The sequence below is a fragment of the Prosthecobacter dejongeii genome (assembly GCF_014203045.1).
In the GTDB taxonomy this organism is placed as follows: Bacteria; Verrucomicrobiota; Verrucomicrobiia; order Verrucomicrobiales; family Verrucomicrobiaceae; genus Prosthecobacter; species Prosthecobacter dejongeii.
Genome location: NZ_JACHIF010000008.1, coordinates 71,772 through 85,466 on the forward strand (window position 1 = coordinate 71,772; position 13,695 = coordinate 85,466).

Annotated in this window: 13 protein-coding genes; 9 read left to right on the plus strand and 4 right to left on the minus strand. The window is 52.3% G+C overall.

The window, feature by feature from the left end; translation table 11 throughout:
- Positions 1 to 141: 141 nt before the first annotated feature.
- Positions 142 to 726 (plus strand): sugar O-acetyltransferase, encoded by a 585-nt coding sequence (locus tag HNQ64_RS17390; RefSeq protein WP_184210990.1) that lies wholly within the window; start codon positions 142 to 144, stop codon positions 724 to 726.
- A 115-nt stretch (positions 727 to 841) separates the two neighbouring features.
- Here HNQ64_RS17390 and HNQ64_RS17395 read toward each other — a convergent pair whose 3' ends face one another.
- Genes HNQ64_RS17395 through HNQ64_RS17405 form a run of 3 tightly spaced genes read right to left on the minus strand, consistent with a single transcriptional unit; the run spans position 842 to position 2,751 of the window.
- Positions 842 to 1,435 carry a polysaccharide deacetylase family protein gene (locus tag HNQ64_RS17395; RefSeq protein WP_184210992.1) on the minus strand — a complete coding sequence of 198 codons (594 nt, stop codon included), beginning with the start codon at positions 1,433 to 1,435 and terminating at the stop codon, positions 842 to 844.
- Between the two features lie 6 nt (positions 1,436 to 1,441).
- Complete coding sequence (locus HNQ64_RS17400) at positions 1,442 to 2,110, minus strand: hypothetical protein (protein WP_184210995.1); 669 nt, start codon at positions 2,108 to 2,110, stop codon at positions 1,442 to 1,444.
- Complete coding sequence (locus HNQ64_RS17405; RefSeq protein WP_184211003.1) at positions 2,107 to 2,751, minus strand: transglycosylase domain-containing protein; 645 nt, start codon at positions 2,749 to 2,751, stop codon at positions 2,107 to 2,109. Before HNQ64_RS17405 ends, HNQ64_RS17400 begins: the two co-directional genes overlap by 4 nt.
- A 256-nt stretch (positions 2,752 to 3,007) precedes the next feature.
- Between HNQ64_RS17405 and HNQ64_RS17410 the strand changes: the two genes are divergently transcribed.
- Positions 3,008 to 5,023 (plus strand): ATP-dependent helicase, encoded by a 2,016-nt coding sequence (locus HNQ64_RS17410; RefSeq protein WP_184211005.1) that lies wholly within the window; start codon positions 3,008 to 3,010, stop codon positions 5,021 to 5,023.
- A 30-nt stretch (positions 5,024 to 5,053) separates the two neighbouring features.
- Here HNQ64_RS17410 and HNQ64_RS17415 read toward each other — a convergent pair whose 3' ends face one another.
- Positions 5,054 to 5,779 (minus strand): YebC/PmpR family DNA-binding transcriptional regulator, encoded by a 726-nt coding sequence (locus HNQ64_RS17415; RefSeq protein WP_184211007.1) that lies wholly within the window; start codon positions 5,777 to 5,779, stop codon positions 5,054 to 5,056.
- 177 nt (positions 5,780 to 5,956) lie between these two features.
- On the opposite strand from HNQ64_RS17415, the gene wecB reads away from it, so the two are divergent.
- The 7 genes from wecB (at position 5,957) to HNQ64_RS17450 (ending at position 13,495) form a co-directional block, all read left to right on the plus strand.
- Complete coding sequence (gene wecB, locus HNQ64_RS17420) at positions 5,957 to 7,078, plus strand: non-hydrolyzing UDP-N-acetylglucosamine 2-epimerase (protein WP_184211010.1); 1,122 nt, start codon at positions 5,957 to 5,959, stop codon at positions 7,076 to 7,078.
- Positions 7,079 to 7,105: 27 nt separating this feature from the next.
- Positions 7,106 to 8,056: a polysaccharide deacetylase family protein gene (locus HNQ64_RS17425; protein WP_184211012.1), complete on the plus strand. Its 951-nt coding sequence runs from the start codon at positions 7,106 to 7,108 to the stop codon at positions 8,054 to 8,056.
- 19 nt (positions 8,057 to 8,075) lie between these two features.
- Positions 8,076 to 8,861: a glycosyltransferase family 2 protein gene (locus tag HNQ64_RS17430; protein ID WP_184211014.1), complete on the plus strand. Its 786-nt coding sequence runs from the start codon at positions 8,076 to 8,078 to the stop codon at positions 8,859 to 8,861.
- 18 nt (positions 8,862 to 8,879) lie between these two features.
- Positions 8,880 to 10,196, plus strand: a complete 1,317-nt coding sequence (locus HNQ64_RS17435) for an FAD-dependent oxidoreductase (RefSeq protein ID WP_184211016.1) — start codon at positions 8,880 to 8,882, stop codon at positions 10,194 to 10,196.
- A gap of 78 nt (positions 10,197 to 10,274) precedes the next feature.
- The gene (locus HNQ64_RS17440; RefSeq protein ID WP_184211018.1) at positions 10,275 to 10,790 is read left to right on the plus strand and encodes a hypothetical protein; all 516 of its coding nucleotides are present in this window, start codon (positions 10,275 to 10,277) and stop codon (positions 10,788 to 10,790) included.
- A gap of 63 nt (positions 10,791 to 10,853) precedes the next feature.
- Entirely contained in the window at positions 10,854 to 12,281 is a 1,428-nt protein-coding gene (purB, locus tag HNQ64_RS17445; protein WP_184211020.1) for an adenylosuccinate lyase, read from the plus strand.
- Between the two features lie 182 nt (positions 12,282 to 12,463).
- Positions 12,464 to 13,495, plus strand: a complete 1,032-nt coding sequence (locus HNQ64_RS17450; protein WP_184211022.1) for a methionine synthase — start codon at positions 12,464 to 12,466, stop codon at positions 13,493 to 13,495.
- The last annotated feature ends 200 nt before the right edge of the window (positions 13,496 to 13,695 follow it).

A 13,695-nucleotide genomic window follows, 5' to 3' on the forward strand; every position in this document is an offset into this window, starting at 1 on the left:
TCCAGTGCGAAGATAAGCTTGCTCGACTGAAGGTCCGCAGCTTTGAGAAAAGTCTTGCGGGACTTCGGTTTGGCCCGCTGTCAGCAGCCGGACTCTCCTTGAAAAACGATCTGGGAGTACCTTGTTTCCTTTCGCCCCATCATGACCCTCGAAGACCAGCGCCAGCATATCCTTACCGGAGCGATGTACAACGACCTCACGCCTGAACTCATCCAGGCCCGTGAGACGGCTGTTTTTGCCGCTACCACTTACAATGCCAGCTTTGGCCAGCCCTCCGCCGAGCGCGAAACCCTCCTCCGTCAGTTCCTCAAAAGTGTTGGGCAAGGAGTTCACTTCGAGCCCCATTTTCGCTGTGAATTCGGTTTTAACATCTCCCTGGGAGACCGATTTTATGCCAACTTTGATTGCGTCATCCTGGACGGGGCCTCGGTGGAGATCGGAAACAATGTCCTCCTGGGACCCCGTGTCAGTATTTATACCTCCAACCACGCCTTTGATCCCCAAGAGCGGAACGCGGGTGGCTGCTTTGCCAAACCGGTCAAGATCGGGAACCATGTTTGGATTGGCGGTGGGGTCCACGTCACCCCAGGAGTTACGATTGGTGAGGGGGCCATCATCGGTGCTGGCAGTGTTGTCACCCGTGACATTCCACCCCACGTCATCGCCGCAGGCGTCCCTTGCCGAGTGATTCGGGCGATTACGGAGGCAGATCGGACTGGGTTTTAGATGAAAATAAATACATATAAAATATATTTAGATGCTTTATATTAAAAACACATAATCTTATTGCTTGATTTGGAAGAGATTGAAGATTGGTTGATGCGATAAATGTATATAGTTATTAACTATTTGAGTAAGGCTTTAATAATCTGAGCCGAATTTCAGAAGTAGTTACAAAATTCGATTTGTTATAAAATGTTGACGATAAAACTTGATTCACAGCATTAATGCTACTTTCATGTGTTTCGTGCATTAATATAATTTGATCACTTTCTAAGTGATTTTGTATTTCTTTTGCGAGTATCGATTGATTAGGCTGTTTCCAGTCTTTAGTGTCAAAATTCCAAAGCACAGTCTGATATCCAAACAATTCTTGGGCTATTGATCGTTGTGCCTTTGTTATATAGCCGTAGGGAGGACGAAAAAGAGTTGGTGTTTTACCTGTTGTGTCGAGAATTATGCTATGGGCCTGTTCTAGTTCTTTAATAAACTCTTTGTCAGTTAGATGAATAAGTTGAGGGTGGGACCATGTGTGATTGGCAATTTCATGACCTAAATTTGCTGCTGATTCAGCTAATTTAGGGTAACGCTTCACCATTTTTCCAATAAAGAAAAATGTTACTTTGACTCCATACTGATAAAGTAAGTCCTGTAGTCTTGAGGAATACATCGTGGGGCCATCATCAAAGGTTAGAGCCGTTAATTTGGTGGTCATTTTTTATTACTTTAGGGCGCTGCGCAAGTTTTGAGTGAGTTGGCGTTCCATTGAGCATTGATCTCTATAAACTCGATATGATGCTTTAGTAAAGTTCGGGAAAATCTTGATTGAGTGAAGTATAGATGAAATTTGATCGAATATATCTTCAAGTTTTTGTGTGGCTGTATATTTATATAAAGTAGGAACTTTACCGCTTTGAATAAATCCTTTTGGTATATTGTTTTTTATATACTTAATATCCTCTGTGCGTTCATTTTGTAGTGCGGGGTTATGTGTAAATAATTTACCTGATTCCACATCCTTTATAAAAAGATTAGACGCTTCGACGCATTCGTTAAATTTTGATTCTGAAACAATTAGAAAATCTAAGTCGGATTTCTCGCCAAATATACGGAAATCTTTTGACTTGAGGGAATATCCAAATCGTCCGCTTCCGACTAGCGAGATTTCGTGAGGCTTTACTTTAACTTGATCAGCAATCCATTCTCGGCACTGTTGATAAAGAAAAGGAAATTCTTTAAATGCATACGGGATACCTTCTTTCATCCAAAGTCTTATAAATGATTTCACTTCTTCTCCTCGTCCATTCTCTATAAATAACTTCAAATGTTGACATGAGGGATACTGCCCGACCAAATTTACTATATGTTTTTCTCGGTATGATGAATTCATTTGATTAGATGCTTATTTATTTTAACCCAATTGGGATTATCATTTAACTTTAGAAGATACTGTGCTCTGTTTTTTATTTGTATTTCACGTTTTAAGCTATGATTTTTTGGTTGCGGATATTTAATTCTTGCTATCAAGGCGGCTGCTTCAAAAATGCTTGCCTGAGAGTAATTTAAATTTAAATTTCTTGCCGCTGCCGACAGTCCGTTCATATCTGTCCCATAATATGCTATTTGGAGGTAGATATGTGCTAATTGTAATGCTCCGAAATGGTTAGTCGCAAGAACAGCTAAAAGGATTTCCTTTGTTTTACGTTGAAATGTATGATCCCGCCTATTAGTTAATGTTCTTACTAATTGCTGCGCAATAGTGCTGGCACCTTCTATTTTACTTAAACTTACTTTACGCCAAATAGCCCTAGTTATACCAATTATGTCAAAACCTGGGTGAATGCCGTGACGTCGATCTTCTCCAATTATCAAAAATTGTAGAATATTGGGATGCGGTTTTGGTAGAGATGAGTAACGAGTGGCTTCACTTACTAGTAGCGATTTTAAGTTTATCCATTCATCTTTGACGGCTATTGATGCTATTATATTAAATATATAATATAATGATTTATTGATATATTTTATAGTCATAAATATCTTATATTAAAACTATCTGGTCACTTTATTTGTTATATTTAACATTTTTAATTGATCATTGTTTATAAATATGATTCATGAAATGCTTTTCGAGTTAATGGTAGTCAACGATTTGGGGTTTAAAAATGAGGATTAATTGTATGTATTATTTTCATCCATCTTTAATTGTTGCTCTGCTATTCTCCAAGAACCTTTTCCGAAACCTGCTTGCATCCCCCGGCTCCCCGTCCAAATCCAGTCAGACACTTTCATGAGCGGATTCACAGGCACTCTCAATCCCCAGCAGCGGCAGGCGGCTACGCACATTCATGGACCTCTCCTTATCCTGGCTGGGGCCGGGACGGGCAAGACCCGTGTGGTGACGGCGCGTATCGCCCACATGGTCAATGAGGGGATCAAACCGGAAAACATCCTGTCTGTGACCTTCACCAATAAAGCGGCGGCTGAAATGCGCGAGCGTGTGAAGGACATGGTGCGTGGCTCCGCTGGTAAAAAGGTGGTCCTGGGGACTTTCCATGCCTTTTGCGCCAAGCTCCTGCGGGAATTTGCTGAGCATGTGGGGTACAAGAAGAACTTCGTCATTTACTCCCAGAACGATCAGATCAGCCTCATGAAGCGGGTGCTTAAAGGATTGCTCATCAAAGAAGAGAATATGGACCCCCAAGTGGCTCTGGGGCGGATCAGCAAGGCCAAAAACAATGACGAAGATCTAGGTGACCCCACAAAAGATCTCATTCCTGCTGTGGCTGAGAAGTATGCCGACGAAATGCGGGCGCTGAACGCCATGGATTTCGATGACCTCCTTTGCCTGGGAGTGAAGCTCCTCGAAGATACCGCCAGCGTGCGCGAGATCCTGCACCAGCGGCATAAATACATCATGGTGGATGAGTTCCAGGACACCAACTCCCTCCAGATGCGTCTCCTGCGTGCTCTCACGCCCCCGCCTTACAACGTCTGCGTGGTGGGGGATGACGACCAGTCCATCTATGGTTGGCGTGGCGCGGAGATCACGAACATCACCGAATTCGAAAACTTCTTCCCCAATCCTACCGTGGTGAAGCTGGAGGAAAATTACCGTTCCACCACCCCCATTCTCCATACGGCGAATAGCCTCATTACCAACAACATTGGTCGTCGGGTGAAGACGCTGTGGAGTCGCAATGTGGGGAATGATCTCGTCCGCCTCATTGCGACCGAAGAAGATGTGGAAGAGGCAGAGATGATCTCCAAAGAAGTCGAGACCGCTTATTATTCAAACAAGGAGCCTTGGGAATCCTTCGCCGTTTTGTTTCGCACCAATGAGCAAAGTCGCATGCTGGAGCAGGCCTTCCGAGCCCGTAAAATCCCTTACCGCGTCGTCGGCGCGCGTAGTTTCTTTGATCGTCGTGAGATCAAAGACACCCTGAGTTACCTCACCGTGCTGCACAATCCACACGATGACATCTCGCTGCTGCGCATCCTCAATACACCACCGCGTGGCATTGGTGGTACGACGGCGGAGCTGGCACGAGACCACAGCATGGAGAAGCAATTCAGCATTTGGGTAGCGTTGTGTGATCCAGATTTCCTCCGGCAGATCCCAGAGAAATCTCGCGCCGCTGTGCGTCAGTTTACCGACATCATTTCCAAATACGCCGCCTCCGCCGCTACTTCAGGGAGCCAGGGCACAGACCTTGTGACCATGACGGAGGCTCTGCTCAAAGAAGTGGAGTATATGGAATACCTCCAGAAACTCTCGAAAAAGCCGGAGGAATTTCATGCCTGGGAGCACGGCCTTTCGCTCTTCCTCACTCAACTTAGTAACTACCAGGAGCGCAACCGCAAGGATGGCCTGGGCGGCTTTTTGGATGAGGTGTGCCTCAACGATGAGCGAGAGGATAAGGATGACATCGAGAAGAAAAAAGGCGTCTGCCTCATCACCCTCCATGCCAGCAAGGGACTGGAATTTCCCATCGTGTATCTGCCAGGTTTGGAAAAAGGCATCCTTCCGCACAAACGCAGCTACGATGAAAATCGCGTGGATGAAGAGCGTCGGCTTTTCTATGTGGGTATCACCCGCGCTCGCCAGCGCCTAACCATCAGTTATGTGCGTTATCGCACCAAGTGGGGCCAGCGCCAAGCCGAACTGCCTAGTCCCTTTCTAGACGAGCTGGATCGCACTTATGTGGATGAGATGGACTACACCAAACACATGAAAGAGGCCCCTTCTGTGGAAGAGACCACCAACATGTTTGCGGGCCTCAAGGCGATGCTCAATCAGGAGTAGCCCAGAGACCCGACGGCGGTGGGGAAGTCTTTACTTCAGCGCTGCATACACGCGGTGTACATCTGCGTGTCCATCCAGTCCCTGGAGGAAATTGGCCACAGACTCATGCTGCTCTTCAGAAAGGGCAGGGTAGTCCTTCGGGTGATAATGTAGCTCTGAGGTGGTGATCTGCCAACCCGCAGCCTTCAGGGCTTTGGTCACGGTGTCCAGCGATGTCGTAGCGCAGAAAAAACGGGCCCCGATGTGACCTGCGGCTTCTTCTTCGTCTAGGTCCAGCGGCTCCACGTTGTCAGCCTCGGCTTCCAGCGCAGCGACTTCGATGTCCAAAGATTTATCGGTATGCTGCCCTTCGATGAGGCCACAATGTTCAAACATCCAGGCCACGGAACCTGGCGTCCCCATGCTACCCGCCTTGAAGAGCACACGCACTTCGGAGGAAGTGCGGTTGTTGTTATCCGTCAGGCATTCCACCATTACAGGCACACGGTGCGGGGCGAATCCCTCGAAGACCACCGTCTGATAGTTTACCTGCTCACCGCCGATTCCGGCACCTTTAGCGATCGCACGCTCAATGGAGTCACGCGTTACGCTCTGTTTGCGTGCAGCGGTGATGGCAGCATAGAGGCGGGCATTGAGATCTGGGTCTGCCCCACCTAAACGAGCGGCGACTTGAATTTCACGTGTCAGTTTACCGACGATTTTGCCCTTCTGATCGGCGGCCAGTTCCCGCCACTTTTGTTTCCATTGTGCACCCATGATTCTGTAAAAGTATGAATCTACATGCAAAGGCAGGCCGCATGAGAATGCAAGGCTGATCAACTTGCAGGCGGCAGGTGATCCAGCGAACGTGGGGGAGTAACTGCCTGTCAGAAATCCTCAGGGTGGTTTATAGAAATTATTGCTTAAATGATCATGGATGTTAAAATTTCCAGAATGAACGAAGCCTCCACAAACAAACGCCTGCTTTTTGTCTTAGGCACTCGGCCTGAGATGATCAAAGTCGCGCCATTGATTCTGGAGGCACGTCGGCAGGGAGCGGAGGCTATTCTCGTGAACAGTGGTCAACATGCCGACCTATTGACGCCGCTGTTTGATCTTTTTGGAGTTCATCCGGCGCATGACTTGGAGGCCATGGTGGCCGGGCAGCCTCTCAATCGGCTGCTTTCTCGTGTCATTGATCGCCTGGATCCCGTGCTAGAGCAGGTGCAGCCAGATTATGTGCTGGTGCAGGGAGATACCGCGACGGCTTTAGGCGGTGCACAGGCAGCTTTTCACCGGAAGATCCCTGTGGGCCACATTGAGGCAGGTTTACGTTCTGGCAATCCTCTGAGCCCTTTCCCTGAGGAAATGAATCGCCGTTTGGTTTCCCAGATTGCGACCCTGCACTTTGCAGCAACTCAGCGGAATCGCGCGGCTTTGTTGGCGGAAGGGATTCCTGATTCTCAGATCATCGTCACCGGAAACACCGTGGTGGATGCACTGCATCACACCTTGGCCAAAGCTTCTCCTGGAACTGAAATCGCAGCGCTCAGAGAAAAGATCGCTGGGCGCAAAGTAGTGCTGTTAACGACGCATCGGCGAGAAAATTTTGGCGATACCATGCGCACTCATCTGCGCTTGTTGCGCCGTTTTGCTGAGGCACATCCAGAACTCTGTGTGGTTTTCCCAGTGCATCCAAATCCGGCGGTGAAGGAAGCGGCCGCCGAAGAGTTAGGCGGCTGTGACCAAATTATCATCACCACGCCGATGGGTTATGCCGACTTTGTTCACCTGCTCTCGGATGCATGGCTGATTGTCAGTGACTCCGGCGGTATTCAGGAAGAAGCGGCCTCTTTGGGGAAACCCATCCTGGTGCTGCGTGAAAATACCGAAAGGCCTGAAGGGGTGGATGTCGGCGTGGCTCGCCTAGTGGGTGAGCAAGCCAGCGGTCTGGAAAGTCTTTTAAGCGATGCCGTGGCGGACGTGGCTTGGTTTGAGCATGCAGCCAAGGCCGAAAAAGTTTTTGGAGATGGCCGTGCTTCAGAGCGCATCATCGCACGACTCCTACAATCTTAATTCCTTGTGTCTTTTCCTTTGAACCGCATGCCTGCCAGCGTCTCGCTCGATCTCGATAACCAATGGGCTTACATGAAGACCCAGGGGCTGGATGGATGGCAGGATTTTCCGAGTTATCTGGACCGTGTCACCCCGCGCATTCTGGATACGATGAAGCGTGCAGGACTGCGCATCACTGTCTTCGTGGTGGGAAAGGATGCCTCATTGGAAAAAAATCATGCAGCTTTGCGCAGTCTAACCGAAGCAGGGCACGAAATCGCCAATCACAGCCACATGCATGAGCCCTGGCTGCATCTTTACAGTGCGTCTGAATTGCTGGCAGATTTCGAAGCTGCGGAAGTAGCTATTTTGGAAGCGACTGGACAAAAGCCGCAGGGGTTTCGGGGGCCGGGTTTCAGCACTTCACCTTCTGTGAGAGACTTGTTGATACAGCGCGGTTACACTTATGATGCCAGTCTTTTTCCCACGGTTATGGGGCCCGTGGCGCGAGCCTATTTTTTCATGACTTCAAAGCTCTCGGCGGAGGAGAAAGCAAAACGCAAAGGGCTGTATGGAAGTTTTTTTAGTGCCTTTTCACCGCTGACTCCTTACCAGATTCAGCCAGGGCTTTTGGAGATGCCAGTCACTACCATGCCTCTGTTGCGCACGCCCATTCACCTGAGTTATTTGCTCTTTCTAGCGCAGTACTCTCTGCCACTGGCGCGTGCCTACTGGAATATGGCCATGGTGCTTTGCCGCCTCACGCAAGTAGCGCCTTCATTGCTCCTGCATCCCACAGATTTCTTGGATGCAACGGATGTGCCTGAACTTAGTTTTTTTCCTGCTATGCAAGTGCCAGCGGAAAAGAAAATCGAGCTTGTGCGCCACACTCTCAGCAGTCTGCGCGGGCACTGGGGCACTGCCACCATGGGGCAGATCGCCCACCAATTAATCACGCCTACCACCCCTGAGCAGCGAGTGCTGCCTTGTGCTCTTTAAAATCCCGAATCACCAGATCATGAAACGCATCGAATCCGTCGCCGTTGTCCTGCCGGCTTTTAATGAAGAAAAGGACCTGCCTGCGCTTTTGGCGCGGATTCAAGAAACGCTCACAGCTCAATCCTTTCGTTACCAAGTCATTGTGGTGGATGATGGCTCAAAGGATCGTACGGCTGAGATTGCCGGGGAAGCAGCAGGTAAAATGCCGCTCACTCTAATCCAACACGAGGTCAATAAGGGGTTGGGAATGGGTATTCAGACAGGTCTGTCTGCTGCTATGAAGGTGGCTGATGTGGTGGTGGTGATGGATTCAGATAACACCCATGATCCTATCTATGTGATGGATATGGTGCGTCGTTTGGAGACAGAGGATTTGCAGTTGGTGATCGCCTCTCGTTACCAGCCAGGCAGCGTCATCGTGGGGCTTTCGGCCTTTCGGAAAATGCTCAGCCTGGGTTGCTTTCTTCTCATGAAGACCATCGTGCCATTCCGAAATGTGCGTGATTATTCGACAGGGTTTCGAGCCTATGACAGTGCTCTGCTCAAGCGCATGGCCCAGGTCTATGGCGAGGATAAACTCGTCGAGGAAAGTGGCTTTGTCTGTATGCTGGAAGTACTGCTGAAATTGCGCAGTATCGGGACTAAAGCTGGGGAGATTCCCTACACGCTGCGTTATGATCTCAAAGAAGGGGTGAGTAAGTTGCGAATTTGGAAAACGCTGAAGCGTTACCTGGCTGTTGTGAATCGCTACCGTGCCACGAGACCTGAGGCTGCAAACATCGTCGCCCAGCAAGTCAAAGCTTAATAAGGATCGTTTCGACTTATGGCTTCCGCTACTTCACTTCCGCGTTCAGTTCTCATTTTGGGGGCGGGTATCAGCGGTCTCACTTGCGCATTGCGATTGGCAGAGCAGGGGCATGACGTGACGGTGATGGAGGGATCTGATCAACTGGGTGGACTGGGCACTTTCTTTGAGCACGATGGCCGTACCTTTGAAAAATTTTACCACTGCATGCTGCCCAGTGACGGGCCTTTGTTAGGCGTGCTGGAACATTTGGGTTTAAAGGAGGAAATTTATTGGCGACCGAGCTCCTTCGCCTACGCCCATGCTGGCCGTATTTACCCGCTGAATACGCCTGTAGATCTGCTGCGTTTTTCACCGCTGCCCTTCCTGGATCGGATTCGTGTCGGCATCACCGGAGCCTGGGGGCGAGTCTGTTCAGACAAAGGTCTCGATGACGTGACCACATCCCAGTGGTTGCAAGGGCTCTCAGGGAAACGCGCTTTTAACACGTTCTGGAAACCGATGCTGGAGGCGAAGTTTGGGGATCGTTATCATGATGTCCCAGCTTTGTGGTTCTGGACGCGATTCAATCGCGAAAAGGGCGAGAGTAAAGGCGAGGTTAAAGGTTACATCCGAGGTGGCTATAAACGCATCACGGAGACCTTTGCGACTCGCTTGAAGGATTTGGGTGTGAGTTTGAGACTCAACGAGAAGATCGAGAGCATTGATCTGGATGCTAACGGAACACCTTTTGTTCAGACGACTCGAGGGCAATTTCAGGCGGATGAGCTTCTCATCACTCTTCCTTGGCCGACCTTGACAAAAGTAGCGACTGTCGGCTTCAAGGAACGTGCCTCAGTGCCGACCTGGGACATTGATTTCCAGGGTGTGATCAATCACGTGCTTTTCCTCAAGCGTCCACTGACGAAGCATTATTGGTTAGCGACGCCGGAGCCGACGCATCCTTTTGATGGTGTTGTGGAGACCTCCACATTGACGGATGAGGAGGATCGGGGGCAGGGGCGACATGTGGTTTATCTCACCAAGTATGTGCATCGCACAGATCCCCGCTTCACTCAGCCTGAAGAGGAGATCAAACAGACGTGGTTCAAAGCTTTGCAAAAGCTTTTCCCTGATCTAAAATCGGAAGATCTGGAAGCGGATTATCTTTTCCGCGCACCATTTGTCGAACCCATCTACACACGTGGTTTTAGTCGCAAGCGCCCCCCTGAGGTCTTGATCCCGGGTCTAGCAAGCTTGGCCACCACTGCTCAGGTTTATCCCGTCGTCACTTCATGGAATGGCAGCGTAATTCAGGCCGATAAAACGGTGGAGCTATTAAAGAATGCATCGTGAGTAGTGCTGGTGTGATTTCACCTGTGCGGTGTCTAAATTTCAATCTCGGAAGTATTTAGCTTTGGCATGCTGGATGTCATGAATCGCTTCTTGGGGTACTTCGTTTTAACATTTGTATTCGCTGCGATTGTGTGGTGGTCAGATCCGTTTGTGCTGCGGGCACTTGCCTTCCTGGGGGCCGCCGTGGGGGTGCCAGTGGCTCTTCTGGCTACCTTTCTGCTCTGGTGTGCCAGCCGCCAGGGGCGCACCCGGCCTGCCCTGGTACAGGTGCTGCGTGTCTTGGCCTATGCCGCCGTTTTAGGCGGTGTTGCTCTGCCGTTGAATCACCAAGTGTTCCAGCGAGCCATCGCAGAGGCCAAAGCCTGGCCCCTTGTTTTGCGACCTTACCTGGAGGGCTACCGCACCGTACATGGCACTTACCCGCGCAGGCTTCAGGACCTGTCCTCGCACCCGCCCTTGCCGCGCCTCATCGGGAAAGATGGCTATGGCTCTGACGGTCGAAATTTCACCCTCTGGTTTGGCGATCCCATCGGCGGTTTTTTTGACGCCTGGGTTTACGAAAGCAGCACAGGCCAGTGGCATTTCTCCAGTTAGAGATTCCCTTTGGATGCGGCCCCGGCTTGACTCCCCGCCTCTCCCCGGCAAGTTGGGCGGCCCATGACTGATGCCATTTCCAATGTCCTTGCCGAACGTTACGCCACCCCCGCCATGCGCGCCCTCTGGTCGGGCGAGGGCAAGGTGAAGCTGGAGCGGGACTACTGGATCGCCGTTCTCAAAGGTCAGCGCGACCTCGGCATCCCTGTGCCCGATGGCGTCATTGAAAGCTACGAAAAGGTGAAGGACCAGGTCAACCTCGCCTCCATCATGGAGCGCGAGCGCGTCACCCGTCACGATGTCAAGGCCCGCATCGAAGAGTTCTGCGACCTCGCCGGGCATGAGCACATCCACAAAGGCATGACCAGCCGCGACCTCACGGAAAACGTGGAGCAGCTCCAGGTCTTCCGCGCCCTCCTGGAAGTGCGCAAAAAGAGCATCGCCGCCCTTTCCGGCTTTGCCAAACGTGCCGCCCAGTGCCGCGACATTCCCATGACCGCCCGCACCCACAACGTGGCCGCGCAGGTCACCACGGTGGGTAAGCGCATCGCTATGTTCGGTGAGGAAATGCTTCTCGGGGTCGAGGCGCTGAATGCCCTCATCGCCAGCTATCCCGCTCGTGGTTTGAAAGGCGCTGTCGGCACCCGCCTGGATCAGATCACACTCTTCAATGGCGACTCCGCCAAGGCACGTGCTCTGGAGGAACGCATCCTGCATCACCTCGGTATCCATGCCTCCCTAGATGCCGTTGGCCAAGTCTATCCCCGCAGCCTGGACATGCAGGTCGTCTCGACCCTGACCCACGTGGCCAGCGGTGCTGGCAGCTTTGCCAAGACTCTCCGCCTCATGGCCGGGCACGAGCTCGCCAGCGAAGGTTTCGCCAAAGGCCAGGTGGGCAGCTCCGCCATGCCGCACAAGATGAACAGCCGCTCCTGCGAGCGTATCAACGGCTTCCACGTGATCCTCAAAGGTTACCTCGCTATGGCCGCAGGCCTGGCTGGCGACCAGTGGAATGAAGGCGATGTATCCTGCTCCGTGGTCCGCCGCGTCATGCTGCCGGATGCCTTCCTGGCCATGGACGGCCTGCTGGAAACGCTCCTCACCGTACTGAACCAGATGGAAGTCTTCGAAGCCGTCGTCGAGCAAGAACTCATGCGCTATCTGCCCTTCCTGCTCACCACCACGGTGCTCATGGAGGCCGTCAAAGCCGGCGCTGGCCGCGAAGCTGCCCACGAAGCCATCAAGGAGCACGCCGTCGCTGTCGCCCGCGACATGCGCACCGGCAAAGTCAGCCACAACGACCTCCTCGCCCGCCTCGCCGCTGATGAGCGCCTGGCCCTCAAGGCCGATGCGCTCGATGCCATCATGGCCCAGGGCAAGGCCAACTCCGGCGATGCTCCCCAGCAGGTGGACCACTTCGTCTTCCGCGTCTGCGAGCTCGTGGCCAAGCACCCCGAAGCTGCCGCCTACGAACCCGGCAGCATCCTTTAAGATGCTGAAATTGGCTTCAGCTTTCCAATGATCTTGATAGGACCCGTGCGACCCATGGGTCCTATTTTTTTAGTTCGAAGCCAAACGGGTCATCTTTTGGTAAGATGCACTATCCCACTCTAAAAATTGCCAGATACGGGTCCAGGTTGACGCGGGTGGTCATCACACCGTAGCCTTGCACCATGAAGGATCAACCGCTCCGCACCTCTGTCATTGGCAGCTACCCGTTTCCCGGCTGGTTGGAGTTTTCTGCTCAGCATCTGGACCAGTTTGGCACTACCGACCGGGCCGAGCTGCAGGACGATGCGGCCATGGTGGCCATTCAGGATCAGATCGCCGCCGGGCTGGATGTCATCACCGATGGCGAGCAGACCCGCTTTGACTTCAACCTGTCCTTCTACGGCTTCATTGAGGGTATTGCGCTCGAGCCCGCCAGCCCACGCCGTTTTGGCCCGCCCGCTCATGATCAGCGTGGTAAGCATGAGATCGTGGGCGAGCTACGCGCTCCACGCGGCCTCGGCGCGGTCGAGGAATTTCAGCGACTCAAGCGTCTGGCTGGAGGTTCGGGCAAACGCCTCAAGGTCAGCGTGCCCGGCCCCTACACCCTCAGTGGTCGTCTCGCGCCTAACCAACAGTATGCAGATCGTTACGCCATCACGGAGGCCCTGCTGCCCATCGTCCGCCAAGAGATCGCCGATCTCGTCGCCGCCGGTGCGGAGGAAATCTGCGTGGATGAGCCCAGTATGAGCTGCTACGGCTTCCGCGAAGACACCCGGCGTTTTGTGGATCTCTTCAACCGCACCGTCGAGTCCGGTTACGGCCGCACCCGCATCTGCACCCACCTTTGTTTTGGCAACTTCAAGGGCCACCCCGTCGGCTACCGCAAATACGCCCCGCTTTTCCCCGCCTTTTTCGACCTCCACTGCGACGAAGTCCACGTCGAGATGGCCAACCGCGAATACGCCGAGCTGGAAATCATCGGCCAGATCGCCAAGCGCACCGATGTCGCCGTGGGCATCATTGATGTGAAAAGCTACTACGTCGAGACCCCTGAAAACGTGGCCGAAAGCGTGCGCGCCTGCCTGAAACATGCCCCGGCTGACCGCCTCGTCTTTGCCCCTGACTGCGGCCTCAGCCAGACCGCCCGCTGGGCCGCGAAGCAAAAGCTCGCCAACATGGTCTCCGGCGTTTCCCAGGTGAAAAAGGAGCTCTGATGGCAGCGCCTCGCTGCTGAAACGTAGGCCGGATGTGTTTGGCGGAAGAGCACTTAATTCGCTCTGCTATCTTCCATCGCCAAATTATCCGGCTCTCTCTGAACGCACGGCGTTCAACGCATCTCCACTTACTCTGAGATCGTCCGTGAAACGAAAGTCCGCCTACGTCTCCAAATCGCTCGGGCCGGGTAATTTGGCGA

What these genes read in the sequence shown, in the direction of transcription:
- HNQ64_RS17395 (WP_184210992.1), bottom strand. Translation starts at nt 1,435, where the DNA reads ATGACCACCAAATTAACGGCTCTAACCTTTGATGATGGCCCCACGATG.
- HNQ64_RS17400 (WP_184210995.1), bottom strand. Translation starts at nt 2,110, where the DNA reads ATGAATTCATCATACCGAGAAAAACATATAGTAAATTTGGTCGGGCAG.
- wecB (WP_184211010.1), top strand. Translation starts at nt 5,957, where the DNA reads ATGAACGAAGCCTCCACAAACAAACGCCTGCTTTTTGTCTTAGGCACT.
- HNQ64_RS17405 (WP_184211003.1), bottom strand. Translation starts at nt 2,751, where the DNA reads ATGACTATAAAATATATCAATAAATCATTATATTATATATTTAATATA.
- HNQ64_RS17410 (WP_184211005.1), top strand. Translation starts at nt 3,008, where the DNA reads ATGAGCGGATTCACAGGCACTCTCAATCCCCAGCAGCGGCAGGCGGCT.
- HNQ64_RS17415 (WP_184211007.1), bottom strand. Translation starts at nt 5,779, where the DNA reads ATGGGTGCACAATGGAAACAAAAGTGGCGGGAACTGGCCGCCGATCAG.
- purB (WP_184211020.1), top strand. Translation starts at nt 10,854, where the DNA reads ATGACTGATGCCATTTCCAATGTCCTTGCCGAACGTTACGCCACCCCC.
- HNQ64_RS17435 (WP_184211016.1), top strand. Translation starts at nt 8,880, where the DNA reads ATGGCTTCCGCTACTTCACTTCCGCGTTCAGTTCTCATTTTGGGGGCG.
- HNQ64_RS17390 (WP_184210990.1), top strand. Translation starts at nt 142, where the DNA reads ATGACCCTCGAAGACCAGCGCCAGCATATCCTTACCGGAGCGATGTAC.
- HNQ64_RS17430 (WP_184211014.1), top strand. Translation starts at nt 8,076, where the DNA reads ATGAAACGCATCGAATCCGTCGCCGTTGTCCTGCCGGCTTTTAATGAA.
- HNQ64_RS17425 (WP_184211012.1), top strand. Translation starts at nt 7,106, where the DNA reads ATGCCTGCCAGCGTCTCGCTCGATCTCGATAACCAATGGGCTTACATG.
- HNQ64_RS17440 (WP_184211018.1), top strand. Translation starts at nt 10,275, where the DNA reads ATGAATCGCTTCTTGGGGTACTTCGTTTTAACATTTGTATTCGCTGCG.
- HNQ64_RS17450 (WP_184211022.1), top strand. Translation starts at nt 12,464, where the DNA reads ATGAAGGATCAACCGCTCCGCACCTCTGTCATTGGCAGCTACCCGTTT.